Here is a 23,978-nt window from a genome sequence, read left to right on the forward strand (position 1 = left end):
GCTGACGGGACCGCCGGGGCGTCCGGGGCCAGCGCAGCCGGCGGGATCGCCGGGCCTGCCGGGTCCGCCCAGGTGCCGTTCGCCGTCGAGGGCGACCGGTCCGCCGCCGACCGGTAGCCGGGCCCGCACCACACAGCACCGTTCACCATTCAGTTCGCCTGAAAGGAACCATCGAAAACTTTCGATGGACCTGATGGTTCTCCCTGCCGGAGAGTCGTGGACGAGGCCGCACCACGGCCGCCGATCCGCTCCGGCCCGCGAAGGAGAGCCATGAACGACCCCCGCACCGCCACCGACCGCCCCACCGCCGACGAGCCCGACGGCAGCCGGGACGCCGCCCCGTACGGCGGCGGCGACCCGTACGCCGACTACCGCCACGGCGATTTCCCCTTCACCGGCCTCGTCGACCTGGCCGACCGCCGGCTGGGCGGCGGTGTACTGGCCGCGAACGACGAGTTCTTCGCCGAGCGCGAGAACCTGCTCACCCCCGAGCGCCCGGTCTTCGACCCGCACGCGTTCGGGCACAAGGGCAAGATCATGGACGGCTGGGAGACCCGGCGCCGCCGCGGCGCCTCGGCCGGGTCCCCCTTCCCGGCGGCCGGGGACCACGACTGGGCGCTGATCCGGCTCGGGCTGCCCGGGGTGGTGCGCGGCCTGGTGGTGGACACCGCGCACTTCCGCGGCAACTATCCGCAGCGGATCAGCGTGCAGGCCACCGCCGTGCCCGGCACTCCCGGCGCAGCGGAACTGCTCTCCGACGGCGTGCGGTGGGAGGAGATCGTGCCGCCGTCGCCGGTCCGCGGCCATGCCGCCAACGGCTTCGCCGTCACCCGCGAGAACCGCTGGACCCACCTGCGCCTCGTCCAGCATCCGGACGGCGGAATCGCGCGGCTGCGGGTGTACGGCGAGGCGCTGCCGGACCCCGAGTGGCTGGACCTGCTGGGGACCGTGGACCTGGCGTCGGTGCTCTACGGCGGTGTCGTCGAAGGGGCCTCCGACCGGTTCTTCTCCGCCCCGCTCAACATGATCCGCCCCGACCTGTCGCGGAAGATGGAGGACGGCTGGGAGACCCGGCGCCGCCGGGACGCCGGCCACGACTGGGCGCGGTTCCGCCTCGCCGGCCAGGGCGAGATCCGGGCGGTGGAGATCGACACCGCCTACTACAAGGGGAACGCCGCCGGCTGGGCCGCCCTCTCCGGCTGCGACGCCCTCACCGCGGACCCCGCCGATCCGGCCGCGTGGAGCCCGCTGCTGCCGCCGGTGCGCCTGGAGCCCGACACCCTGCACCGCTTCCCGCTCCCCAAGCGGGCCACCGCGACCCATGTGCGACTGGACACCTTCCCCGACGGGGGAGTGGCCCGGCTGCGGGTGCACGGCACCCTCACCGAGCGCGGGCTGGAGCAACTCCGGGAGCGCCACGCCAGGTTGACCGCCTGAGCCGGCGCCCGCCGCCCGGCGCGGGCCCGGGCGGCTTCCGGCCATCGCCTAGCAGATCTCCGTCCGTCTTACGAGCCGTTTATTCTCGCTTTAACCTACGGTGACGTAACCTACGGGGCCGTAAGTACATCCGATGGCTCGACGTCCCCAGGAGCTCGCATTGACCCTCGCCCCCTCCCGCCATCACGGCTCCGCCGTGTGGAGTGACAGCCAGCTGCTGTACGCCCTCGAAGAGGTCGTCGAGACGGAACTCAACCGGCATCTCAAGATCGCCAAGGAGTGGATGCCGCACGAGTACGTGCCGTGGAGCGAGGGCCGGGACTTCGACGGGGTGATGGGCGGCGAGGCATGGGCGCCCGAGCAGTCCAAGGTCACCGACATCGGGCGGATCGCCCTGGTGGTCAACCTGCTCACCGAGGACAACCTGCCCAGCTACCACCACGAGATCGCCACCCTCTTCGGCCGGGACGGTGCCTGGGGCACCTGGGTGCACCGCTGGACCGCCGAGGAGGGCCGGCACGGCATCGTCATGCGGGACTACCTGCTGACCTCGCGCGCGGTCGACCCGGTGGCGCTGGAGCGGTTCCGCATGCAGCACATGTCGGAGGGCTTCCAGTCCGACAACCGGCACAGCATGCTGCACTCGGTGGCCTACGTGGCCTTCCAGGAGCTGGCGACCCGCATATCGCACCGCAACACCGGCCACCACTCGGGCGACCCGGTGTGCGACCGGATGCTGGCCCGGATCGCCACCGACGAGAACCTGCACATGGTCTTCTACCGCAACCTGCTGGGGAAGGCGTTCGAGCTGGCGCCCGACCAGACCATGAGCGCCGTCCGCGACGTGGTCGTCAACTTCCGGATGCCCGGCCACGGCATCCCCGGCTTCGAGCGGGCCGCCGCGCAGATGGCCATCGGCGGCATCTACAACCTGCGCATCCACCACGACGACGTGCTCCAGCCGGTGCTGCGCTTCCTGAAGGTCCTGGAGATCTCCGGGCTGGGCCCCGAGGGACTGCGCGCGCAGGAGGAGCTCGGCCTGTACATGGGCGGGCTGGACGATCAGGCCGTCAAGTTCGACGAGCGCCGGGAGGCGCTGCTGGCCCGCCGGCGGGCCCGGGCCGAGAAGGCCTGAGCCACTCGCACGGCCCACCGCCGGACGGTGCGCAGCCGCCGCCGGGCGCGGGTCGACCGGCGCCTGGTGCGGCACGGCCGCGCAACACCGCGGGGGCGCCCCACACCAGGACGGAACGCCGCGAGGGCGCCCGGGACCAGAAGGTCCCGGGCGCCCTCGCGCTGCCGTCCGCCCGGTCAGGCCCCGGCGGCGGCGTCCGCCGCCTGCGCCTTCAGCGCCCGCTCCACCCCGGAGCGGGACTCCGAGATCAGCCGGCGCAGCGCCGCGTTCGGCTCGGCCGAGGCCAGCCAGGCGTCGGTGGCGTCCAGGGTGGCCTGCTCCACCTGGAGCGCCGGGTAGAGGCCGACCGCGACCTGCTGGGCCATCTCGTGGCTGCGGGCGTTCCAGACGTCCTTGACCACCGCGAAGAACTTCTCCGCGTACGGGGCCAGCAGCTCCCGCTGGTCGGTCTGCACGAAGCCGCCGATCACGGCCTCCTGCACCGCGTTGGGCAGCTTGTCGGACTCCACCACCGACGCCCAGGCGGCCGCCTTGGCCTCGGCGGTCGGGCGCGAGGCGCGGGCGGTGGCGGCGTGCCGCTCGCCCGCCGCCGTCCGGTCCCGCTCGTACTCGGCCGCGATCTCGGACTCGCCGGCCCGGCCGGTCGCCGCCAGCCGCTGCAGGAAGGCCCAGCGCAGCTCGGTGTCCACCGCCAGCCCCTCGATGGTCTCCGCGCCGTCCAGCAGTGCGGCCAGCAGGTCCAGCTGCTCGCCGGTACGGGCCGTCGCGGCGAAGGCCCGCGCCCAGGCCAGCTGGTGGTCGCTCCCCGGCGCGGCGGCCCGCAGCTGCTCCAGGGTGGCCTCGGTCCACCGGGCCAGCCCGGTCTCCCGCCACTCCGGCGCCGCGTACAGGTCGATCGCCAGCTTCACCTGGCGGTGCAGCGACTGCACCACGCCGATGTCGGACTCCTGGGTGATACCGGAGAGCACCAGCTCCAGGTAGTCGCGGGCGGCCATCTCGCCGTCGCGGGTCATGTCCCAGGCGGACGCCCAGCACAGAGCGCGCGGCAGCGACTCGGTGAAGTAGCCCAGGTGCCGCTGGACGGTCCACAGCGACTGCTCGTCCAGCCGCACCTTGGCGTAGCTCAGGTCGTCGTCGTTGAGCAGCACGACCGCCGGACGCTGCCGGCCGACCAGCTGCGGGACCTCGGTGAGCTCGCCGTCCACGTCCAGCTCGATCCGCTCGGTGCGGACCAGGCGGCCGTCCTGGTGGTCGTAGAGACCGATCGCGATGCGGTGCGGGCGGAGCACCGGCTCGCCCTTGGCACCGGCGGGCAGCGCCGGGGCCTCCTGCCGCACCGCGAACGCGGTGACCACACCGGTGGAGTCGGTCACGATCTCCGGGCGCAGCACGTTGATGCCCGCCGTCTCCAGCCACTTCCCGGACCAGGTCTTCAGGTCCCGGCCGCTGGTCTCCTCCAGCGCGCCCAGCAGGTCCGACAGCCGGGTGTTCCCGAAGGCGTGCCGCTTGAAGTAGGCCTGCACACCGGCGAAGAACTCGTCCATGCCGACGTACGCCACCAGCTGCTTGAGGACGCTGGCGCCCTTGGCGTAGGTGATGCCGTCGAAGTTGACCAGGACGTCGTCCAGGTCCCGGATCTCGGCCATGATCGGGTGGGTGGACGGCAGCTGGTCCTGCCGGTACGCCCAGGTCTTCATCGAGTTGGCGAACGTGGTCCAGGAGTGCGGCCAGCGGCTCCCCGGCGCCATCGCCTGGCAGGCGATGGAGGTGTAGGTGGCGAACGACTCGTTCAGCCACAGGTCGTTCCACCACTCCATGGTGACCAGGTCGCCGAACCACATGTGGGCCAGCTCGTGCAGCAGGGTCTCGGCCCGCATCTCGTACGCCGCGTCCGTCACCTTCGACCGGAAGACGTACTGGTCGCGGATGGTCACCGCGCCCGCGTTCTCCATCGCGCCGGCGTTGAACTCCGGCACGAAGAGCTGGTCGTACTTGGCGAACGGGTACGGGTAGTCGAACTTCTCCTCGAACCACTCGAAGCCCTGCCGGGTGACCTCGAAGATCGCGTCCGCGTCGAGGAACTCGGCCAGCGAGGGACGGCAGTAGATGCCCAGCGGCACCGAGCGACCGGTGTCCTTGCTCTCGTAAGAGCTGTGCACCGAGTGGTACGGGCCGACGATCAGCGCGGTGATGTAGGTGGAGATGCGCGGGGTCGGCGCGAAGCGCCAGACGGTGCCCTCGGGCTCCGGCGTCGGCGAGTTGGAGATCACCGTCCAGCCCTCCGGCGCCTTCACGGTGAACCGGAACGTCGCCTTCAGGTCCGGCTGCTCGAAGGAGGCGAACACCCGCCGGGCGTCCGGCACCTCGAACTGGGTGTACAGGTACGCCTGGTCGTCCACCGGGTCGACGAAGCGGTGCAGACCCTCACCGGAGTTGGTGTACGCGCAGTCGGCGACCACCTTCAGCTCGTTCGCGCCGGCCACCAGCCCCGACAGCGCGATCCGCGAATCGGCGAACACCGTGCCGGCGTCGAGCGCCTCGCCGTTGAGCACCACCTCGTGCACGGTGGGGGCGACCAGGTCGATGAAGGTCTCCGCCCCGGCCTCGGCGCTGTCGAAGCGCACGGTGGTGACGGAGCGGAAGGTGCCTCCCTCCTGCGCGCCGCTCAGGTCGAGGTCGATCTCGTACGCGTCGACGGTGAGCAGGCGCGCCCGCCGCTGCGCCTCTTCGCGGGTCAGATTCGTGCCAGGCACGTGGGCATCTCCTCGGTATGTGACGTTTCCGGTCATCCTTCCACGCTCCGGCCTAACCGTGGCCGGGACGGACGGCACACCGCCACGGCCCGTCCGCGTCGATCTTCAGCAGCCCCGGCCCGCCGAGCGGGGCGGAGAGGTCGATCTGCCCGATCTCGTTGACCAGCAGCTCCTCGTAGTCCTCGGTGAGGTCGCCGAGGTGTTCGACGGTGACGTTGCTCTCCCCGCGGTGGGCGAACGAGAGCAGTCCCGGCGGGCCCTCGTACAGCAGCACGTCCGAGCCGTGGCCCTCCAGGACGGTGGTGAGGCGGCGCGCGGTGCCGATCGGGCGGACCGTGAGCACCCAGTGGGTGTCCGCCTCCACCCGGAGGGTGAGCGGCCGGCCCTCGGGGGCGGTGCCGACGGTACGGGCGTGCACGTGGTCCTCGTACCGGTCCAGCAGGTAGTCCTCGCTGCGCCCGTAGACGTCGCAGGACCGGACGGCCACCGAGATGCTGTCGTGGCACTCGATCTCGACCAGGACCCGGCCCGGGGGGATCCGCGGGTCGCAGCTGACGGTCTGGTTCCCCCGGCCCCGCTTGACGAAGGGCGCGAAGGAGGGACCGGTGGGCGCGCCGGGTGCGCCTGCCGGGGGCTGCGCCGGCGAGGGCTGCCAGGCCGGCCCGGCGGGGGGAAGGGACGGTCCGGTGGGCGGGAAGGACGGTCCGGCGCCGGCGGGCGCCCCGGCGGGGGCGAAGGGCACCCCGGCCGGTGGCTTGGCGGGCGGCGCCTGCCCGCCGGGCGGGAACGGCAGCGCGGGCCCGGCGGGCACCGCGAACGGCACCGGGGTCGCCGGCGCGGCGGGCGGCGGGGGAACCGGCACCGGGGCCGGCGGCGGGGGCGGCGGCGGCACCGCGCCGGCCTGCGGTTCGTCCGCCACCTCGATCCCGAAGTCGGTGGCGAGCCCGGCGAGCCCGGAGGCGTACCCCTGCCCCACCGCGCGGAACTTCCAGCCGCCCGAGCGCCGGTAGAACTCGCCGAAGACGAACGCCGTCTCGGTGGTGGCGTCATCGATGCGGAAGTAGGCGACGGGCGCACCCGCCGCCGTGTCGACCCGGACGGCCAGACCCGGTATCCCGCCGAAGGTGCCGCCGTCACACGAGGCGGCCACCACGATCCGGTCGGTCTCCGGCCCCACCCGGGCCGGGTCCACCGAGAGCCAGTCGGCCCGCTCCGGCACGCCGGCCGGGGACTTCCCCAGGTGCCGGACCGCGCCGCTGGGGTGGCTGCGCTGGTTGTAGAACACGAGGTCCGCGTCGCCGCGGACCCTGCCGCCGGTGTCGAGCAGCAGCGCCGACACATCGACGTCCGGCGCCCCGGCCGCGGCGTTCCAGCTGACGGCGACGGTGAGCGGCTCGGCGGGGACGGGCAGGTTTCCGCCCTTGACGATCTGGGTCATGTTCGAACTTTCCCATGAAGATCCGAACATCACCGGGCGTTGTCCACAGCCCGCCCCCGCCGGTATGACTTATCCGAGTTCGGCGGCCACCAGCTCCGCGATCTGCACCGCGTTGAGGGCCGCGCCCTTGCGCAGGTTGTCGTTGGACAGGAAGAGCGCCAGACCGTTCTCGGCGGTCTCGTCGGCCCGGATCCGGCCCACGTACGAGGCGTCCTTGCCGGCCGCCTGGAGCGGGGTGGGGATCTCCGACAGCTCGACGCCCGGCGCGTCCTTCAGCAGCTCGTAGGCGCGCTGCACGCTGATCGGACGGGCGAAGCGCGCGTTCACCTGGAGCGAGTGGCCGGAGAAGACCGGCACCCGGACGCAGGTGCCGGAGACCTTCAGCTCCGGGATCTCCAGGATCTTGCGGGACTCGTTGCGGAGCTTCTGCTCCTCGTCGGTCTCGAAGCTGCCGTCGTCGACCAGGTTGCCGGCGAGCGGCAGCACGTTGAAGGCGATGGGCCGCTGGTAGACGTTCGGCTCCGGGAACTCGATCGCCTCGCCGTCGAAGGCGAGCTGGTCGGCGGCCTCGGTGACCTTGCACGCCTGGCCGTGCAGCTCGGCGACGCCGGCCAGACCCGAGCCGGACACCGCCTGGTAGGTGGTGGCGACCATGGCGGTCAGCCCCGCCTCCAGGTGCAGCGGCTTGAGCACCGGCATGGCGGCCATGGTGGTGCAGTTCGGGTTGGCGATGATGCCCTTCGGACGGTCCTTGAGCGCGTGCGGGTTGACCTCCGAGACCACCAGCGGCACCTCGGGGTCCCGCCGCCAGGCCGAGGAGTTGTCGATCACCACGGGACCCTGCGAGGCGACCTTCTCGGCGAGCGCCCGGGAGGTCGCGCCGCCCGCCGAGAACAGCACGATGTCCAGGCCGGTGTAGTCGGCCGTGGCGGCGTCCTCGACGGCGATCTCGGCACCCCGCCACGGGTAGGTCCGGCCCACCGACCGGGCCGAGGCGAACAGCCGGAGCTCACTCACCGGGAAGTCGCGCTCGGCCAGTATCGACCGCATGACGCCGCCGACCTGTCCGGTGGCTCCGACGATTCCGATCCTCACGAGGTGCTCCTTCTTCCGTCCATCAGGTGTATCCATCATGCGTGTCGGCCCGCGGGTCTTGTCCAGTCCGTTCCACCGGCCGGTACCGGGCGACGGCCTGCGCATACCCTCCGGACGCGGTCGCACGCCCAGCGTGACGCACGCCTCTCCCCGCCCCCCGGCGGCGCGCGGCCGGCGGAGGGGGCGGCGCGCGGCGGGACGGGCCCGTGGAGGCCGGGCCACCGGCGGGGCGGCCCCGGGACGCGCGGGATCCGGGATGGCAGGAGGGGCGGCGGGAAGGCCCGTGAGGCCCGTGAAGGGAGGGGACACGCCAGGGGGCCGGCGGTCACCCAGGAGCCCCGGGAGGGCGCGGACACGCGGAGGGGCGGGCCCCCGGGAAGGGACCCGCCCCGATCACCGTTCCGGCCGGTCCGTCAGGACACGACCTTCTCGATCTTCACGCTGCCGCCACCGGTGACGGTGCCGGCGCCGTTGACCAGCTGCACCTGGCCGAAGAAGGAGCGGCCCTCGGGGGCCGCCGCCGCCACCTCGACCTTGGCGCCGACCGGCGCGGTCGCGCCGTTGGCCAGCCGCAGGGTCGCGGAGCCGTCCACCGTGATCTTGCCGAGCGACGGGGCGAAGTACACGTCGCGGTAGTCGTACTCGGTGGAGCCCGCCGGGACGGCGTAGCCCACGACCTCGATGGTGTACGTGCCGGCCTTCGGGCTGGTGAGGCTCACGGCCTCGTCCGAGTCGCCGTCCGCCGAGGAGCCCACGACCTTGCCGTCCAGCTTGACGTTGAGGTCCAGGTCGGCCTTGTTGTCGGAGACCCCGCCGATCGCCACGTCGAGCTTGGACACGCCCTCACCGACGGTGACGGTGGTGGTCCTGGTCTCGCCCTCCTTGATCACCGGGCGCTCGGTCTTCGCCGAGCCCAGCTCGCCGCCCTTCAGCCGGCCGCCCTCGATCAGGGCGAAGCCGTTGGTGGCCTTCCACTCGACCGGGGTCGGGGTGCCGACCTTGGCCTCGGCCACGGTCTGCACCTCGGGCTCGAAGGTGGTGCCCAGCGCGGTCGCGGTCAGCGTGTACGGGTTGTCGAGCAGCGGCGAGGTGCGGCGCGACTCGACCTCGAACTCCCACACGCCCGGCATCGGGTTGGCGTAGGACCGCAGGTCCGGGCGGCAGGTGTTGGCCGGGTTGGGGTAGTTCGGGTAGCAGTTGATCGTGGAGGTCGGGTCGACCGGGACGCCGTAGGGGTTGATGGCGATCCACCGGGTCTGGCTGTCGGTGGCCAGGCCCTTCAGCGAGACCTCCAGCGACTTGGCGCCCGCGGGCACCTTCACGAAGTACGAGGTGGGGTCGTTGCGCTGCACCGAACCGGACTGCCCGTAGGCGAAGTGCGGCTTGGTGAGCTCCTTGGCGACGACCACGGTCGACAGGATCTTCTTGTCGACGCCCACCGTGCCCGGGTCGTCCACGTCCAGGATCGCGGTGTGGATGCCCGCGGCCCGGGTCTTGGCGGTGACCTTGACGGTGACCGGCTCGTCCAGCGGCAGCGCGACCGAGGTCCGCGCCAGCGTGAAGGTGCCGTCGTTGTTGCGCAGTGCCAGGTCGTGCCGGACCGGGCCCGCGGGGCCGGTGGTGCGGGTGACGGTGACGTCGTAGGTCCGCGACTCGTTGGTCTTCAGACCGCCCTCGCGGTCGTAGACGCCGGTGCCGAAGCCCGGGGTCTTCAGGAAGCCCGCCAGCGCGGTCTTCACCGGCGCCTTCACCGTGTACTGGTGGCTGGTGGCGCCCTCGCGGATCGCCTTCCAGGCGCCCACGATGTTGATCAGGCCGGAGCCCTCCTCGTACGCCTGCGCACCCTTGATGTGCTTGGCGGTGCTGGTCAGCGCGGTCCGCAGGTCGGCCGGCTCCAGGTCGATGTTCTTCTGCTTGGCGGCGGACAGCAGCAGCGCGGAGGCGCCGGCGGCCTGCGGGGACGCCATCGAGGTGCCCTGCAGCATGCCGTAGCCGGGCGGCAGCTGGTAGCCGGCCTCGGCCACCGGGGCGCCCGGCATCCAGGTCTGGATGGTGTTGACCGAGGCGCCGGGGGCGGAGATCACCGGGGTGAAGCCGCCGTCCTCGCGCGGGCCGCGGGAGGAGAAGGGCATCACGGAGTACGGGGTGGTGACCTCGGAGCCGTAGTTGGCGGCCCAGGTCTCCTTGGAGACGGTCGCGCCGACGCTGATGACCTTGTCCGCCAGCGCCGGGTCGCCGATGGTGTTGGCGCCGGGGCCGCTGTTGCCCGCGGAGATGACCAGCTGCACGCCGTAGGTGTCGATGAGCCGGGTGTACAGCTCGGCCCGGGCGTTGTTGCCGTCGTTGAGCGCCGGCAGGCCGCCGATCGACATGTTGACGATGTCGACGTGGCGGTTGACGACCAGGTCGATCATGCCCTCGGTGAGGGCGACGTTGGTGCAGCCGCCGGTCCAGGTGCAGGCCCGCGAGGAGACCAGCTTGGCGCCGGGCGCCGCGCCGTCCATCTCGCCGCCGAACAGGCCGTTCGCGGCGGTGATGCCGGCCACGTGGGTGCCGTGCTCGGACTCGATGACGCCGATGTTGACGAAGTCAGCCTTCTTGCCGGCCCAGTCCCCGCCGAAGGCGTCCATCGGGACGTCCTTGCGGATCTCGATCACGAACGGGATCCGCTCGGCGATCGGGGTCTTCGGGTCGTCGGTGCCGAAGTAGCCGATCTGGAAGCCGTCCCGGTACGGCTTCATGGCCTCGTCGTTGCCGAAGTCGCCGTTGTTGTCGAGGTCGACGCGGACGGTGCCCTTGGCGGCGTCGTAGAGCAGCGCCCAGGAGTCGGTGGTGTCACCGTCGCGGTTGAGGTCGCCCTTCATGTCGCCGCCGGAGGTCACGCTCTCCTTGAAGAGGCTGACCTGGTAGGAACCGGCCGGGGCGGTGTAGGTGCGGCCGTTGAAGCCGAAGCTGGGGCCGGAGGCGGAGGTCACCATCGGGCGCCAGGTGCCGTCGGAGTCCACGATCGGGTCGGTGGCCGTCACCCAGTCGACGATCTTGCGCTCGCCGGTGGTGGTCTTCTGCAGCGCCGGGTGCCCGAGGTCCACGCCCGAGTCCAGGATGCCGATCGTCACGCCGCGGCCGTCGGCCTTGGGGTTCTTCGCGACGAAGTCGACCGCGCCGGTCTCGAAGGCGGGCTGGTACGGGTTCTTCGCCGGGGTGTCCTCGCCGGGCGCCGGGTAGGAGCCGGCGGCGGCGGTCCTGGCGCCCTTGGCGCGGTCCGCGTCCGGGGTCGGGTCCGGCAGCTGGATCTCCTGGCGGAGGTCGATCCCGTGGACCGAGGAGAGCTTCTCCGCCTTGGCGATCGCGGCCTCGGCCTTGCCGGTGGGCACCGTGGCGCGGACGTAGCCGAGCTTGTCGTGGGTGCGGCCGACCGCCGCGCCCTTGACCGCGTCCAGCTGGTCGGCGACCTGCTCGGTCTTGCCGGGTGCGGTCGCGATCATCATCGTGATGTTCTTGTCGCCGTCGGCCTGGGCCTCGGCGAGGAGTTCGGCGTCGGTGGCGCCGAGCTTGTCCGATGCGGACTTCGCCGTACCGGTCGGGGCGGTGGATCCCGGGGTGTCACCAGGGGGGGTGGCGAAGGCGGGGACGGGGCCTGCGGCCGCGAGGGCGGCCACCAGGCCCGCGCCTATCGCTATGCGGGCCGCGCGCCTCGGGCCGCGGACGGATCTCTCTTCGGGTGATGGGGACATGGGCATCCTTGTTCGGAATTCGGTGCCGTCGGTCCGTTCACCTTTGTGGAAGTGACTGATGTTTGGGGAGAGTTGCCCGACCCTGATTGTCTCGTTGGCACATTTCCGCCATACGCCATCGCGGACAAAGTGCGGCCAAACCCGTCAAGCCGCCATCCGCCGGGGGCGCCCGAGGGGTGTCGAGGGGTGCCGGGAGAGCCGGGCGGTGTGCCGCGGCCCGGGTGGGTCAGGGACGGCTCTCCCGGGACCGCGCGTAGTGCCGGGAGGCCTTGGCCCGATTACCGCACCCCGCCATGGAGCACCAGCGGCGGGTGCCGTTACGGGAGGTGTCGAAGAAGTGAAGGACGCAGTCCGGGTGCTGGCAGGCGCGGATGCGGTCCGGGGCGGTCCGCAGCAGCCGCAGGTAGTCGTAGGCGGCGGTCCAGGCGGGGCCCCACACGGGGTCGTCGAACTCGACGGACTCGTCCGGGCCCTCGGCGGTCAGCACCGGGCGGATGCGGCCGTGCCGCAGTACGGCGTCCATCCGGCGCACCGCGTCCGGTGAGCCGGGCGCGCGCACCGCGGCGGCGATCGCGTCCCGGGCGCCGAGCAGTGCCCGCAGTGTGGCGGACGGGTCCGGGGCGCCCGCGGCCGGGGCCTCGCCGGCGGCCGGCAGCAGGTGGCCGAGATCGTTGTCGGCGAGCCAGATGTGCAGCCCTTCCACCGAGGTGAGCAGGTCCTGTCGGCTGCCCTGGACCACCCACCAGGTGTTGAGCAGGTCGAGCGAGACCGGCTCGCCGAGCAGGGGGCGGGGTCCGGCTGGTGGCATCGCTGGGGTCCTTCGGTACGGCTTGTCCTAACCCGTGAATCGTACGAGGCCGGTTGACGACGAGCGCGTCTAACCACTAACTTCCACTTAGGCGGTTAGTTCGGGAAGGGCTCGGGCGGCCGTTCGACGGAGGGGAATGTCATGTCCACTGCTCTGCGTACCGGACACATCGGGATCAACGTGACGGATGTCGACCGCTCGGCCGGCTTCTACGGCCAGGTCCTCGGCCTCGAAGTGGTCACCAAGGGGAGCGAGGAGGGCCGCCGCTTCGTCTTCCTCGGCCGCGACGGCAAGCTCGTGCTGACCCTGTGGCAGCAGGCGCGGGACGCCTTCGACGCCGGCCGCGCCGGACTCCACCACCTCTCCTTCGAGGTGGACACCATCGAGGAGGTGCGCGCCGCCGAGACGCTGCTGCGCGAACTGGGCACCGAGTTCGCCTACGACGGGGTGGTGGCCCACGGAGAGGGCGCCTCGTCCGGCGGGATCTTCTTCACCGACCCGGACGGCACCCGCCTGGAGATCTACGCCCCCACCGGCGCGGAGAACGCCCCGGCACCCGTCGCCGCCGCCCCCACCTGCGGCTTCTTCTAGACCCCGGACTCCGGACGGCCGATCGCGGGCTGCCCGGAGCGCCCACGCCGACCGTCCGGAGCGGGTCCGGGCGGGCCCACCGCCCGTCCGGCCCCGCCCGGATCGCCGATCGACCGACCGGAAGGAAGCCCCGTGAACAGCACCCCGACCACGCCGCCCGGCCCGTACCACCCGGGGGAGCGGGAGGTGCAGCGCCGCGCGGGGCTGCTCGCCCAGGCCGACCACTCCGGGCGGGCGATCGGCGACGGGATCCGCGAGGTGGCGGCCGCGTTCCTCGGCCTCCAGCCGATGCTGGTGGTCGGCGCCGCCGACCGGGCCGGGCGGATGTGGAGCTCCCTGCTCACCGGCCCGCCCGGGTTCGTCACGGCGACCGGCCCGCACTCCATCGGCATCACCGGCGGGGTGGCGGCGGCCGACCCGCTGGCCGAGGCGCTCGCGGCACCCGGGACGAGCGTCGGCACCATCGCGCTCGACCCGCGCACCCGCCGCCGGATGCGGCTCAACGGCACCGCCCGCCCGACCGGCCGCGGCCTGGCGATCGAGGCCGACCAGGTCTTCGCCAACTGCCCCAAGTACCTGCAGAAGCGGCAGCTGGAGGAGGTGGTGGCGGACCGGGCGCCCGGGGCCGCGCGGCGGTCGCCGGAACTGGGCGCGGCGGAGGCGGACTTCGTCCGCGCCGCCGACACCTTCTTCATCGCGACCGCGTCCCCGGCCGGCGACCCCGTCCGGGGACCCGGCGAGCCGGCCGGGGCGCGCCGTGCGGGACCGGCCGACGCCAGCCACCGGGGCGGTCTGCCCGGCTTCGTCACCGTCACCGCGCCGACCCGGCTGAGCTGGCCGGACTATCCGGGCAACGCCATGTTCCTCACCCTGGGGAACCTGGCGGCCGACCCCCGCGCCGGCCTGCTGTTCACCGACTGGAGCAGCGGTGACACCCTCCAGCTGACCGGCACCGCGCGCACCGAGTTCGACGACGGCGGACGCACGGTCCACTTCGAGCTGACCGAGGCGGTGTGGCGGCCGGCGGCGAGTCCGCTGCGCTGGTCCGCCCCCGAGTACTCGCCGGCGAACCCGCCGCTGCCCGGCTGACCCGCCGGCCGCGGGCCCCGCAACGGCCCCCGGGGGAGCGCGGCTCCGCGCCGGGCGCCGGGGCTCTCGGGCCTGCGGCCCCCGGCCGTGGCCGGCCCGTCCTGCCGGTGCCGCAACGCCGGCCCTTCCCCGGTACGTGAACTCCCGGTGAGCGGACGACAGCCGTCCGCCGAGCACCGGATGGCGGTCCGGGCCCTGCATGATCCCTGTGCGCATCTCGGCAGCGCGCGTTGCGGCCGAGTTCACGCACCGGTCACACCCGGTGCCGAGCATCCCCGGTGACGGGTGGCCCCGCCGCCCGGCCGCACCGCGTCCGCGCTCGCACTCGGGGAGATCACGCATGTCCCGCATACGGTCCGCCGCCGCGGCCATCGACCGCCGTACGCTGCTCGTCGCCGCGGGCGCCGCCGGAGCCGCCACCGGGCTCGGCATGGCCCTGGGGCCCTCACACGGATCCGCGACCGCCTCCCCGGCCGCCGGGCCGGACCGGGCCGCCCGGGCCGGGGACGCCGGGGCCCGGCCGGCCGGCCCGTTCACCGCCGGCACCACGCTGCAGGGCGTCGCCGCGCCGCGCGGCGGCCGGGGGCACCTCCCCGGCGCCGGGTACCGGCGGCTGGGCGCCGGCCCCGGCTGGCAGCGCGTGGTCCGCACCGACCTCGCCCGGGCCCACGGCGGCCGGGACCGCCGGCGCACCGCGCTCGCCTCCTTCGTGCACCTCACCGACCTGCACCTGACCGACGTCCAGCACCCGGTGCGCTACGAGTTCCTGCGCTCCGGGGAGCGGAACGCCTGGCGGCCGCACGAGGCGCTGACCGCGGCCGGCGCGGTCTCCCTGGTGGAGCGGATCAACCGGCTGCCCGGCAGCCCGGTGACCGGCGCGCCGCTCGGCTTCGCCATGACCACCGGGGACAACACCGACAACAACTCGCGGATCGAACTCGACTGGTACCTGACCGCGATGAGCGGCGGCCGGATCACTCCCGACTCCGGGGACCCGGGCCACTACGAGGGCGTGCAGAACAGCGGGATCCGGCACTTCTGGCACCCGGAGAGCGCCCTGCGCGACATCGACAAGCGGGACGGGTTCCCGCGCATCGACGGCTTCCTCCGGGCCGCCCTGCGCACCCTGGACAGCCCCGGGCTCCGGCTGCCCTGGTACTCGACGGTCGGCAACCACGACGGGCTGTCCGGTGGCGTCTACGCCTTCGACCGCGGCTACCTCACCGAACTGGCCACCGGTGACCGCAAGCTGGAGATCATCCCGGCCGCCGAAGCCGAGCGGCTCTACCGCGAGGAGCGCAAGGGCGCCGACCCCCGGGGCGCGCGGATGAAGGAGCTGTGGCGGGCGCACGCCCGGGACATGCGGACCGTCACCGCGGACGAGCGGCGCGCCCCGTTCACGCTGCGCGAGTACCTGGCCGCGCACCTCGACCCCCGGCACACCGGAGCCGGGCCCGCCGGCCACGGCTACACCAGGGACAACCTCGACCAGGGCACTCTGTACTACGCGTTCCGCATCTCCGACGACACCGTCGGGATCAGCCTGGACTCCACCGACCCCGGCGGCCACTACACCGGTTCCGTCGGAACCCGCCAACTCCGCTGGCTGGAGCGGACCCTGAAGGCGCACCGGGACGACCACGTACTCGTCTTCAGCCACCACTACAGCCGCAGCATGAAGAACCTGCACCGGGACCCGGCCCGGCCCGACGAGGCCCGGCACACCGGCGCCGAACTGGTCGACCTCTTCCAGCGCCACCCGCAGGTGCTGGCCTGGATCAACGGCCACAGCCACCGCAACGAGATCACCCCGCGCGGCACCTTCTGGGAGATCACCACCGCCTCGCACATCGACTTCCCGCAACTGGCCCGGATCGTCGAGGTCACCGACAACCACGACGGGACGCTGTCGCTGTTCACCACCCTGGTGGAGTCCGCCGCGCCGTACCGGACGGACTTCGCCGACCTGTCCGGGACCGGTCTCGCCGCGCTCTACCGGGAGCTGTCCTTCAACGCGCCCGGGGCCCGCGGCACGCTCGCCGGGGAGGCCGCGGACCGCAACACCGAACTGCTGCTCCGCAAGCGCTGACCGGGCCCGGTCAGCGCGGCAGGACCACGACGCGGACGGCCGGGCCGGACTCGCCCGGCCCCGCGGCGAGGAGCAGCCCGGCCGCGGCCATCAGGGCGGTACGGACCACCGTGGCCTGGTCCGCCGGGGCCTCCCGCAGCCGGTCGGGGGCGACCCGCACCACGGTGATCCCCAACCGCTCCAGGCGCTCGCGGGTGCGGGCCACCCGGCCCTGCGCCAGGTCGGGGGCGCAGCCGTCCGGCCGCATGTCCAGGTGCAGGGCCACCGCCTGGTCCGGCCAGTAGGCGTCCACGTCGCCGACCAGCGGTCCGCCCGGCAGCCGCAGGGTGACGTTCCACAGCGGCTCGGGCAGCCGGTGCCGCCGCACCATCGCGTACAGCCGCCCCTCGGCGACCGCTCGCCCCTCGGCGAGCACCGCTTCGGCGGCGTCCGCCACATGGGGCCGGGTCAGCAGCCGGCACCGGCTCAGCTCGCGCACGACCGCGGTCGCCTCGCAGTGGCCGCCCCGCACCGCCTCCAGGAGCAGCCCGCGCACCACCGCGGCCTCCGGGATCCGGTCCACGGCGTCGGCCAGGGCGCGGGGCACCGGCGCGGTGGGCACCCCCGCCACGTCCTCGGGCGGGGGCAGCGACGGGCCGCGCACCACCCGGACGTACCCGGTGGAGCGGAGCCGCCGGGTCCGCGGCACCAGGACGTCCACCTGGTCGAGCGACGGCAGCGGGGGAGCGGAGGCGAAGTGGTGCAGCGCCAGCGCGGCGAGTCCGGTGATCATCGCCGGGCCGTAGCGGTCCGGCGGCCGCCCGGCGTCCGCCCCCGGCGCGGCGGGGTCCCCGGCGGGTTCCGGGGCGCGCCCGACGGTGTAGAGCAGCGCGGCGTGCAGCCGCTCCTCGTCGGTCACCGGCCCCGAGCGGAGCAGCACCACTCCGGGCAGCAGCAGCTGCCAGGGGCCGCCGGGCCGGCAGCGGGCGGTGACGGCCGACGGGGCGACGCCGTGCGCCCGGAGCTGGCGCAGGGTCAGGACGGTGCGCCCGGCGCCGGATACGTGGTGGGCGCCGGAGAGGTGGCGGACGGGGCGGGGCGGCGGCGGGGAGGGCGGGCTCTCCCCGCCGGGGGCGGCGGAAGGGTGGGTCATGCTCCGGGCCATTCCCGTGCCCGCCACGCCCGCTAACCGCTGTGACACACCTGTCGACAAACCGGAACAACACCGCTCTGGAGTACGGGAGTTCGACCGCCGAATGGCGGTCGGGCCGCCGGCCGGGCCGAAGCCCGGCCGGTCGCCCGGTGGCCTGCGGGACCGGCGGCGCGGAGGTACCCCCGAACGGGCGGCGCGGGCCGGGCGCGACCGGCATACGGCCGGTGCGCCCGGCCCGCGCCGGAGCCACCCGGTGGATCAGGCCGTGGCGCGCGCGTCGCACTCCTGGGCGCGCAGCGCACGCGCCAGGTCGTCCCGGGCCTCGACCACCAGCCGGCGCAGCGCGGGCGGCGCGTCCGGGTGCTCCGCCAGCCAGGCGTCGGTGGCCGCCAGGGTCGGCGCGTCGCCCTGCGGCGCCGGGAACAGGCCGCGCACCACCGCCATCGCGATCTCGATCGACCGGCTCCGCCACACCTCCTCGATCACCGAGAAGTACCGCGGCGCGTACGGGGCCAGCAGCTCCCGCTGACTGGGCTGCCCGAACCCGGCGATGGTCGCCTCCACCAGGGCGTTGGACAGCGCGTCGGAATCCACCACGGCGGCCCAGGCCGCGGCCTTGACCTCGGCCGACGGGCGGGCGGCCAGGCAGCGCACCTGGTGGCGCTTGCCGGAGGCGGTGTCGTCCCGGGCCAGCTCGGCGGCGATCCCGGACTCGTCCACCGCGCCGTGGGCGGCCAGCGGCTCCAGGAACGTCCAGCGCAGCTCCTGGTCCACCTCCAGGCCGTCGATCCGCGCCGTGCCGTCGAGCAGGCCGCGCAGCAGCTGGAGGTCACCGTCGGTGGCGGCGGACTGGGCGAAGAAGCGCGCCCAGGCCAGCTGGTGGCCGCTGCCGGGCTCGGCGAGCCGCAGCTCCCGCAGGGCACCCGCGGCCAGCTCGGCACCGCCCCGCTCGCGCCACCGCGGGTCGGCGTAGTGGCCCAGGGCGGTCCGGGCCCACGCCTGGACCATCTGCAGCACCCCGATGTCGGTCTCGGCGCCGGCGAAGCGCAGCACCAGGTCGAGGTAGTCCCGGGCCGGCATCAGCCCGTCCCGGGTGAGGTTCCACAGCGCCGACCAGCACAGCGCGCGGGCCAGCGGATCGGTGAGGTCGCCCAGGTGGCCGCGGAGGGTGGCCAGCGAGTCGGCGTCGAAGCGGACCTTGCAGTAGGTCAGGTCGTCGTCGTTGACCAGGATCAGCTCCGGCCGCTCGGCGCCGGTCAGCTCCGGTACCGCGGTGTGCTGACCGGTGACGTCGATCTCCGCCCGCGCGTAGCGGACCAGGGCCCCGTCGGCGTCCTGCCGCCGGTAGAGGCCGACCGCCACCCGGTGCGGCCGCAGCGTCGCGGTGCCGGCGTCACCGGTGTCCGGCCGGGCCGGCTGGTGCGGCTGGTCGGCGTCCTCCTGGACGATGGACAGCTCGGTGATGCGGCCGGAGGCGTCGTAGGTGGCCCGCGGGGTGAGCACGTTGACCCCGGGGGTCTGCAGCCAGGCCCGGGACCAGGCGGTCATGTCCCGGCCCGAGGTCTCGGCCAGGACCGACAGCAGGTCGTCCAGCCGGGTGTTGCCGTAGGCGTGCGCCTTGAAGTAGCGGCGGGCGCCCTCCAGGAACGCGTCCCGGCCGGCGTACGCCACCAGCTGCTTGAGGACGCTGGCGCCCTTGGCGTAGGTGATGCCGTCGAAGTTGAGCTTGGCGTCCTCCAGGTCCCGGATGTCGGCGGTGATCGGGTGGGTGGAGGGCAGCTGGTCGGCGCGGTAGGCCCAGGACTTGCGGTTGTTGGCGAAGGTGACCCAGCCGTTGGTGAAGCGGGTCGCCTCGACCATCGAGAAGGAGCCCATGAAGTCGGCGAAGGACTCCTTGAGCCACAGGTCGTCCCACCACTCCATGGTGACCAGGTCGCCGAACCACATGTGCGCCATCTCGTGCAGGATGACGTTGGCGCGGCGCTCGTAGGCGGCCTGGGTCACCTTGCCGCGGAAGACGAACTCCTCCCGGAAGGTGACGCACCCGGGGTTCTCCATCGCGCCCAGGTTGTACTCCGGCACGAACGCCTGGTCGTACTTGCCGAACGGGTACGGGTAGTCGAAGTGGTCGTGGAAGAAGTCCAGGCCCTGCTTGGTGACGGTGAAGATGTCGTCCGCGTCGAAGTGCTTGGCCAGCGAGGCCCGGCACAGCGCCCCCAGCGGGATGTCCAGCACCCGGCCGTCGTCGAAGGTGCGGCGGTAGTGGTCCCGCACCATGTGGTAGGGGCCCGCGACCACCGCGGTGATGTACGTCGAGATCCGCTCGGTCGGCACGAAGCGCCAGGTCGCCGCCGCCTCCCCGGCGGGCTCGGGCGCGCCGGCCGCCTCGCCGTTGCTGAGCACCGTCCAGTCGTCCGGGGCGGTCACGGTGAAGGTGAAGGGGGCCTTGAGGTCCGGCTGCTCGAAGTTGGCGAACACCCGGCGGGCGTCGGCCGGCTCGTACTGCGTGTACAGGTAGACCTTGCCGTCCTCCGGGTCGACGAAGCGGTGCAGCCCCTCGCCGGTCCGGCTGTAGGCGCACTCCGCGTCCACCACCAGGACGTTCTCCGCGGCCAGCCCGTCCAGCGCGACGCGCGCGCCGTCGAACACCGCCGCCGGGTCCAGCTCGCGCCCGTTGAGCACCACCGAGGTGACGCGCGGGGCGATCAGATCGGCGAACGTCGCCGCGCCCGGCTCGGCGGCGCGGAACCGGATGGTCGTCGTCGAGCGAAAGGTCCGCCCCCCGCCGGCCTCGCCGGGGCCCGTCGCCGACCGCAGGTCGAGCGCCACGTCGTAGGCGTCCACGGTCAGCAGCCGGGCCCGTCGGCGGGCCTCGTCTCGGGACAGATTCTCACCGGGCACGACGCGACTCCTTCGTCTTCGTCTCGAATGTCGGACGTCGCGCATCATGTCACGCGGCTTTCGAGGCGGTCATCGGGGAATGCCCGCCCCCGACCCTTGCGTTGCTTGAATGACGTACCGGATACGCACCGTGTACGCACGGCAATCGACAGTCCGCGAAGGAGCGACCGTGACCGCGACCGCCACCGACCCCGCCGGCAAGACCCCGGCCGATTTCTGGTTCGACCCGCTCTGCCCCTGGGCCTGGATGACCTCGCGCTGGATGCTGGAGGTGGAGAAGGTCCGCCCGGTCGAGGTGCGCTGGCACGTGATGAGCCTGGCCGTGCTCAACGAGGACAAGCTCGACCAGGTCCCCGAGGAGTACCGGGAGGCGCTGCGCACCACCGCCTGGCACCCGGTCCGGGTGTGCATAGCGGCCGCGAAGAAGCACGGCAGCGAGGTGCTCGGCCCGCTGTACACCGCGCTGGGCACCCGGTTCCACAACCAGGGCCTGGAGCAGAACCGGGAGACCATCGTGGCCGCGCTGGAGGAGGTGGGGCTGCCCGCCGAGCTGGCGGACGCCGCCTACAGCGACGCCCTCGACTCCGAGCTGCGCGCCTCCCACCAGGAGGGCATCGACCTGGTCGGCCAGGACGTCGGCACCCCGGTCATCGCGGTGCCGGGCGCGGACGGCGAGCAGATCGCGTTCTTCGGCCCGGTGGTGACCCCGGCCCCGAAGGGCGAGGACGCCGCGAAGCTCTGGGACGGCACCCTGCTGGTCGCCTCCATCCCCGGCTTCTACGAGATCAAGCGGACCCGGACGGCCGGCCCGGTCTTCGACTGAACGCGCCGCGCGAGCGTCCCGGCGCCCGCACCGCATGACGGATGGCCCCGCCGAGTCCTGTCCTCGTCGGGGCCATCCGTCCGTCCGCCTGCCGCGTGAAGGGTGAGAAGACGATCACGAGCAGGACGCCTGCGGGTGGTGGCGTCAGGGGGCGAGCAGCAGGTTGTGCGCCCGCTCTTTGGCGGCGGCGTAGCGCTTCGCCACGTCCTGCCAGTTCACGACCTTCCACATGGCCTCGATGAAGTCCACCTTCTGGTTCTTGTACTGCAGGTAGAAGGCGTGCTCCCAGGCGTCGAAGACCAGGATCGGCACGGAGCCCTGGCCGACGTTGCCCTGGTGGTCGTAGACCTGCTCGACGATCAGCCGGCCGGTCACCGGCTCGTACGCCAGCACACCCCAGCCGGAGCCCTGGGTGGTGGCCGAGGCCTTCGACAGCTGCGTCCGGAACTTGGCGAACGAGCCGAAGCTCTCCGCGATGGCGTCGGCGAGCTCGCCCACGCCGTCCTTGTCCAGCGGCTCGCCGCCACCGTCACCGGACATGTTGTGCCAGTAGATGCTGTGCAGGATGTGGCCGGACAGGTGGAAGGCGAGGTTCTTCTCCAGCCCGTTGACGGAGCCCCACTGGTCCTTGTCCCGGGCCTCCGCCAGCTGCTCGAGCGTGTCGTTGGCGCCCTTGACGTAGGCGGCGTGGTGCTTGTCGTGGTGCAGTTCGATGATCTCCGGGCTGATGACCGGGGCCAGCGCCGAGTAGTCGTACGGAAGTTCAGGAAGTGTGTAGATGGCCATGCCGAGCCCTCCGACTGCTTATTGCAATGAAGTTGCAAGTGCACGCTACCAGCAAGTCTGTTCCGCGCCGCGGAACGGGACCGGGATCGGTCCGAAGACGGAGCCCCGATGGGCCTGTGGACCGAGGCCGGTTCCCGCCGGAACCCACCCGCGACCGGGTGCGGCTGCCTTAGGCTTGAAGGTCGTCTCGATCACGCCAGGGGGGCATCCGATGGATCCGCAGCTCGCCGACCTCGCCCGGTCGGCCGGAACGACGGTCGTGGCACTGATGGCGACCCAGGCATGGGAATCCGCGCGGGACGGCGTGCTCTCGCTCTGGCGGCGCTTCCAGCCGGAGCGCGCCGACGGCGTCGGCGACGAACTGGAGGCCGGGCGCGCCGACCTGCTGCTGGCCCGGGAGGCGGGGGACGAGGAATCCGAGGCGGAACTCGCCGCCGAGTGGCAGGGCCGGCTGCGCCGCCTGCTGGTCGCCCGCCCCGAGGTGGCCGACGAACTGCGCCGCCTGCTCGACGAACTGACGCCCCGGCTGCCGGAGGACGCGCGGCCCGCGGTCGGCGAGATCCACCTGCGCGCCGAGGCGTCCGGCAACGGCCGCGTCTACCAGGCCGGGCGCGACCAGCACATCACCGAACGGTGAGCGGGCCGGGACCGGTCCACGGCCAGGCCCGGGGCGCGGGGCGGGTGTTCCAGGCCACCGGCGACCAGCACATCCAGGAGCACCACCACCACTACCCGCCGGGCGCCGGCACGCTGCTCACCCAGGTCGAGGTGCCCGCCCGGGCCGCACCCCAGGGCCTGGCCCCCGACTCGGTGCGGGTGCCGCTCGTCGGCCGCCCGCCCGGTGCGCTGCGCGACCGGCAGGACCTCATGCGCCACCTGCGCGACCGCCTGTCCGGTCCCGGCGGCGTGCAGGTCATCCACGGCATGGGCGGCCTGGGCTGCCGGTGGCCAGGGGCGAGGTGACGCTGGCCGACCGGCTGCCGCCGCTCCCCGGGGACCGGCTGGAGCCCGCGCTGCGCGGACTGCTCGAACACTCCCTGATCGGGATCGTGGAGACGGAAGGGTCCGCTGCGCCAGCGCGCACGGGGTACTGCTGGACAGCGTGGCGGCCGCGGTGCCGGACGGTGAGCGCGCCGCGCTGGCCGACGCGGCGGTACGGCTGCTGGAAGCGGCGCTGCCACCGGACGAGTCGGTGCCCACGCGATCCCACACGGGCTGGCAGCTGCTGGTCCCGCACGTCGACCACCTGCTGCGGACGGCGCCGGGGGAGCGATCGGCCCGGCTGGCGGTGCGGGTGGCCCGTCAGATGCACCACGCCGGGGACTTCGCGGGCGCGCTGAAGTCCTCCCGGGAGACCGGCCGGATCGCCGCCCGGCACCTGGGCGCGGAGCATCCCGTGTCGCTGGCCGCGCGGGACGCCGAGGCGTGGGCCACCCACTTCCTGACCCACTACGCGGACGCCGAGGTGCTGCACCGCCGGAACCTGGCCGCCCGGGAGCGGGTGCTCGGCACGGACCGTCCCGACACCTGGTGGAGCTGCCTGGGCCTCGGACTGTCACTCAGCCTGCTCGGCCGGTACGAGGAGGCGGAGCGGACGCTGCGCCGGGCGGTCGACGGCCAGCGCCGGGTGCTGGGGGAGGACGCCCTGGAAACGCTCTTCAGCCGGTCACGGCTGATTCAGACCCTGCCACACCTCGGCAAGTGGGACGAGTTCAAGGCGGAGGCGCAGGTCGTGGAGGACTGCGAGCGAGTCCTGCCGCCGGACCACCTCACCACGGTGGCGGCCCGTCACGGGTGCGCCGAGGGGCTGCGCGTCTTCGAGCGCTTCGCCGAGGCGGAGCCGATCGCCCGCCGGGTGCTCGCGGACCGGTCGCGCCTCCAAGGTTCCGACCATCCACTCGCCCTCGCGGCGCTCAACCTCACCGCCCTCGTCGCCTACGGCCTGGGGAAGACCGGTGAGGCCGTCGCACTGTGCGAGCAGCTCGTCGAACGCCGTGAACGCGTCCTGGGCGCCGAGCACCCGTTCGTCCTGGGGAACCGTGAACGGCTCGCCCGGTGGCGGGCGGAGGCGGCCGGGGGCTCCTGACGCCAGGCCCCAACGGCCCCGCGGGCGGGTACGGACCTCGGGACCGAGGATCCGTACCCGCCCGCGGGGCGGGGCCGTTGC

17 protein-coding genes are annotated in these 23,978 nt (G+C 73.3%); 9 read left to right on the plus strand and 8 right to left on the minus strand.

What is annotated here, in order from left to right:
- Positions 1–270: 270 nt before the first annotated feature.
- Positions 271–1,437, plus strand: coding sequence for an allantoicase (alc, locus tag ACH4B3_RS18810; protein WP_398463980.1), 1,167 nt, complete (start codon positions 271–273; stop codon positions 1,435–1,437).
- 160 nt (positions 1,438–1,597) lie between these two features.
- Positions 1,598–2,572 carry an acyl-ACP desaturase gene (locus ACH4B3_RS18815; RefSeq protein WP_398463981.1) on the plus strand — a complete coding sequence of 325 codons (975 nt, stop codon included), beginning with the start codon at positions 1,598–1,600 and terminating at the stop codon, positions 2,570–2,572.
- Between the two features lie 176 nt (positions 2,573–2,748).
- Here ACH4B3_RS18815 and pepN (ACH4B3_RS18820) read toward each other — a convergent pair whose 3' ends face one another.
- The 5 genes from pepN (ACH4B3_RS18820) to ACH4B3_RS18840 all read right to left on the minus strand — a co-directional run bounded on the left by pepN (ACH4B3_RS18820) (position 2,749) and on the right by ACH4B3_RS18840 (position 12,400).
- Positions 2,749–5,325 carry an aminopeptidase N gene (gene pepN / locus ACH4B3_RS18820; RefSeq protein WP_398463982.1) on the minus strand — a complete coding sequence of 859 codons (2,577 nt, stop codon included), beginning with the start codon at positions 5,323–5,325 and terminating at the stop codon, positions 2,749–2,751.
- Positions 5,326–5,377: 52 nt separating this feature from the next.
- On the minus strand, positions 5,378–6,763 hold the full coding sequence (locus ACH4B3_RS18825; RefSeq protein WP_398463983.1) for a TerD family protein: 1,386 nt from the start codon (positions 6,761–6,763) through the stop codon (positions 5,378–5,380).
- A 69-nt stretch (positions 6,764–6,832) separates the two neighbouring features.
- Entirely contained in the window at positions 6,833–7,858 is a 1,026-nt protein-coding gene (locus tag ACH4B3_RS18830) for an aspartate-semialdehyde dehydrogenase (RefSeq protein ID WP_398463984.1), read from the minus strand.
- 413 nt (positions 7,859–8,271) lie between these two features.
- On the minus strand, positions 8,272–11,592 hold the full coding sequence (locus ACH4B3_RS18835) for a S8 family serine peptidase (protein WP_398463985.1): 3,321 nt from the start codon (positions 11,590–11,592) through the stop codon (positions 8,272–8,274).
- A 226-nt stretch (positions 11,593–11,818) separates the two neighbouring features.
- A complete protein-coding gene (locus ACH4B3_RS18840; protein WP_398463986.1) occupies positions 11,819–12,400 on the minus strand; it encodes a CGNR zinc finger domain-containing protein in 582 nt (193 codons plus the stop codon).
- Positions 12,401–12,541: 141 nt separating this feature from the next.
- Between ACH4B3_RS18840 and ACH4B3_RS18845 the strand changes: the two genes are divergently transcribed.
- From ACH4B3_RS18845 to ACH4B3_RS18855, 3 genes are all read left to right on the plus strand, one after another.
- Positions 12,542–12,991 carry a VOC family protein gene (locus tag ACH4B3_RS18845; protein ID WP_398463987.1) on the plus strand — a complete coding sequence of 150 codons (450 nt, stop codon included), beginning with the start codon at positions 12,542–12,544 and terminating at the stop codon, positions 12,989–12,991.
- A 132-nt stretch (positions 12,992–13,123) separates the two neighbouring features.
- Positions 13,124–14,080 carry a pyridoxamine 5'-phosphate oxidase family protein gene (locus ACH4B3_RS18850; RefSeq protein WP_398463988.1) on the plus strand — a complete coding sequence of 319 codons (957 nt, stop codon included), beginning with the start codon at positions 13,124–13,126 and terminating at the stop codon, positions 14,078–14,080.
- Between the two features lie 340 nt (positions 14,081–14,420).
- Complete coding sequence (locus ACH4B3_RS18855; protein ID WP_398463989.1) at positions 14,421–16,169, plus strand: TIGR03767 family metallophosphoesterase; 1,749 nt, start codon at positions 14,421–14,423, stop codon at positions 16,167–16,169.
- Positions 16,170–16,179: 10 nt separating this feature from the next.
- On the opposite strand, the gene ACH4B3_RS18860 is transcribed toward ACH4B3_RS18855, so the two are convergent.
- On the minus strand, positions 16,180–17,301 hold the full coding sequence (locus ACH4B3_RS18860; RefSeq protein WP_398463990.1) for a hypothetical protein: 1,122 nt from the start codon (positions 17,299–17,301) through the stop codon (positions 16,180–16,182).
- Between the two features lie 258 nt (positions 17,302–17,559).
- Entirely contained in the window at positions 17,560–20,202 is a 2,643-nt protein-coding gene (pepN, locus tag ACH4B3_RS18865; protein ID WP_398463991.1) for an aminopeptidase N, read from the minus strand.
- A 169-nt stretch (positions 20,203–20,371) separates the two neighbouring features.
- Between pepN (ACH4B3_RS18865) and ACH4B3_RS18870 the strand changes: the two genes are divergently transcribed.
- Positions 20,372–21,025, plus strand: coding sequence for a DsbA family protein (locus ACH4B3_RS18870; RefSeq protein ID WP_398463992.1), 654 nt, complete (start codon positions 20,372–20,374; stop codon positions 21,023–21,025).
- A 144-nt stretch (positions 21,026–21,169) separates the two neighbouring features.
- Here ACH4B3_RS18870 and ACH4B3_RS18875 read toward each other — a convergent pair whose 3' ends face one another.
- On the minus strand, positions 21,170–21,811 hold the full coding sequence (locus ACH4B3_RS18875) for a superoxide dismutase (RefSeq protein WP_398463993.1): 642 nt from the start codon (positions 21,809–21,811) through the stop codon (positions 21,170–21,172).
- Positions 21,812–22,022: 211 nt separating this feature from the next.
- Here ACH4B3_RS18875 and ACH4B3_RS18880 point away from each other — a divergent pair, with 211 nt between their 5' ends.
- The 3 genes from ACH4B3_RS18880 to ACH4B3_RS18890 all read left to right on the plus strand — a co-directional run bounded on the left by ACH4B3_RS18880 (position 22,023) and on the right by ACH4B3_RS18890 (position 23,897).
- A complete protein-coding gene (locus tag ACH4B3_RS18880; protein WP_398463994.1) occupies positions 22,023–22,448 on the plus strand; it encodes a hypothetical protein in 426 nt (141 codons plus the stop codon).
- On the plus strand, positions 22,445–22,774 hold the full coding sequence (locus tag ACH4B3_RS18885) for a hypothetical protein (RefSeq protein WP_398463995.1): 330 nt from the start codon (positions 22,445–22,447) through the stop codon (positions 22,772–22,774). The genes ACH4B3_RS18880 and ACH4B3_RS18885 overlap by 4 nt, the downstream gene beginning before the upstream one ends.
- Before the next feature lie 139 nt (positions 22,775–22,913).
- The gene (locus ACH4B3_RS18890; RefSeq protein ID WP_398463996.1) at positions 22,914–23,897 is read left to right on the plus strand and encodes a tetratricopeptide repeat protein; all 984 of its coding nucleotides are present in this window, start codon (positions 22,914–22,916) and stop codon (positions 23,895–23,897) included.
- The last annotated feature ends 81 nt before the right edge of the window (positions 23,898–23,978 follow it).

The organism is Streptomyces sp. NPDC018031 (assembly GCF_044327625.1).
In the GTDB taxonomy this organism is placed as follows: Bacteria; Actinomycetota; Actinomycetes; order Streptomycetales; family Streptomycetaceae; genus Streptomyces.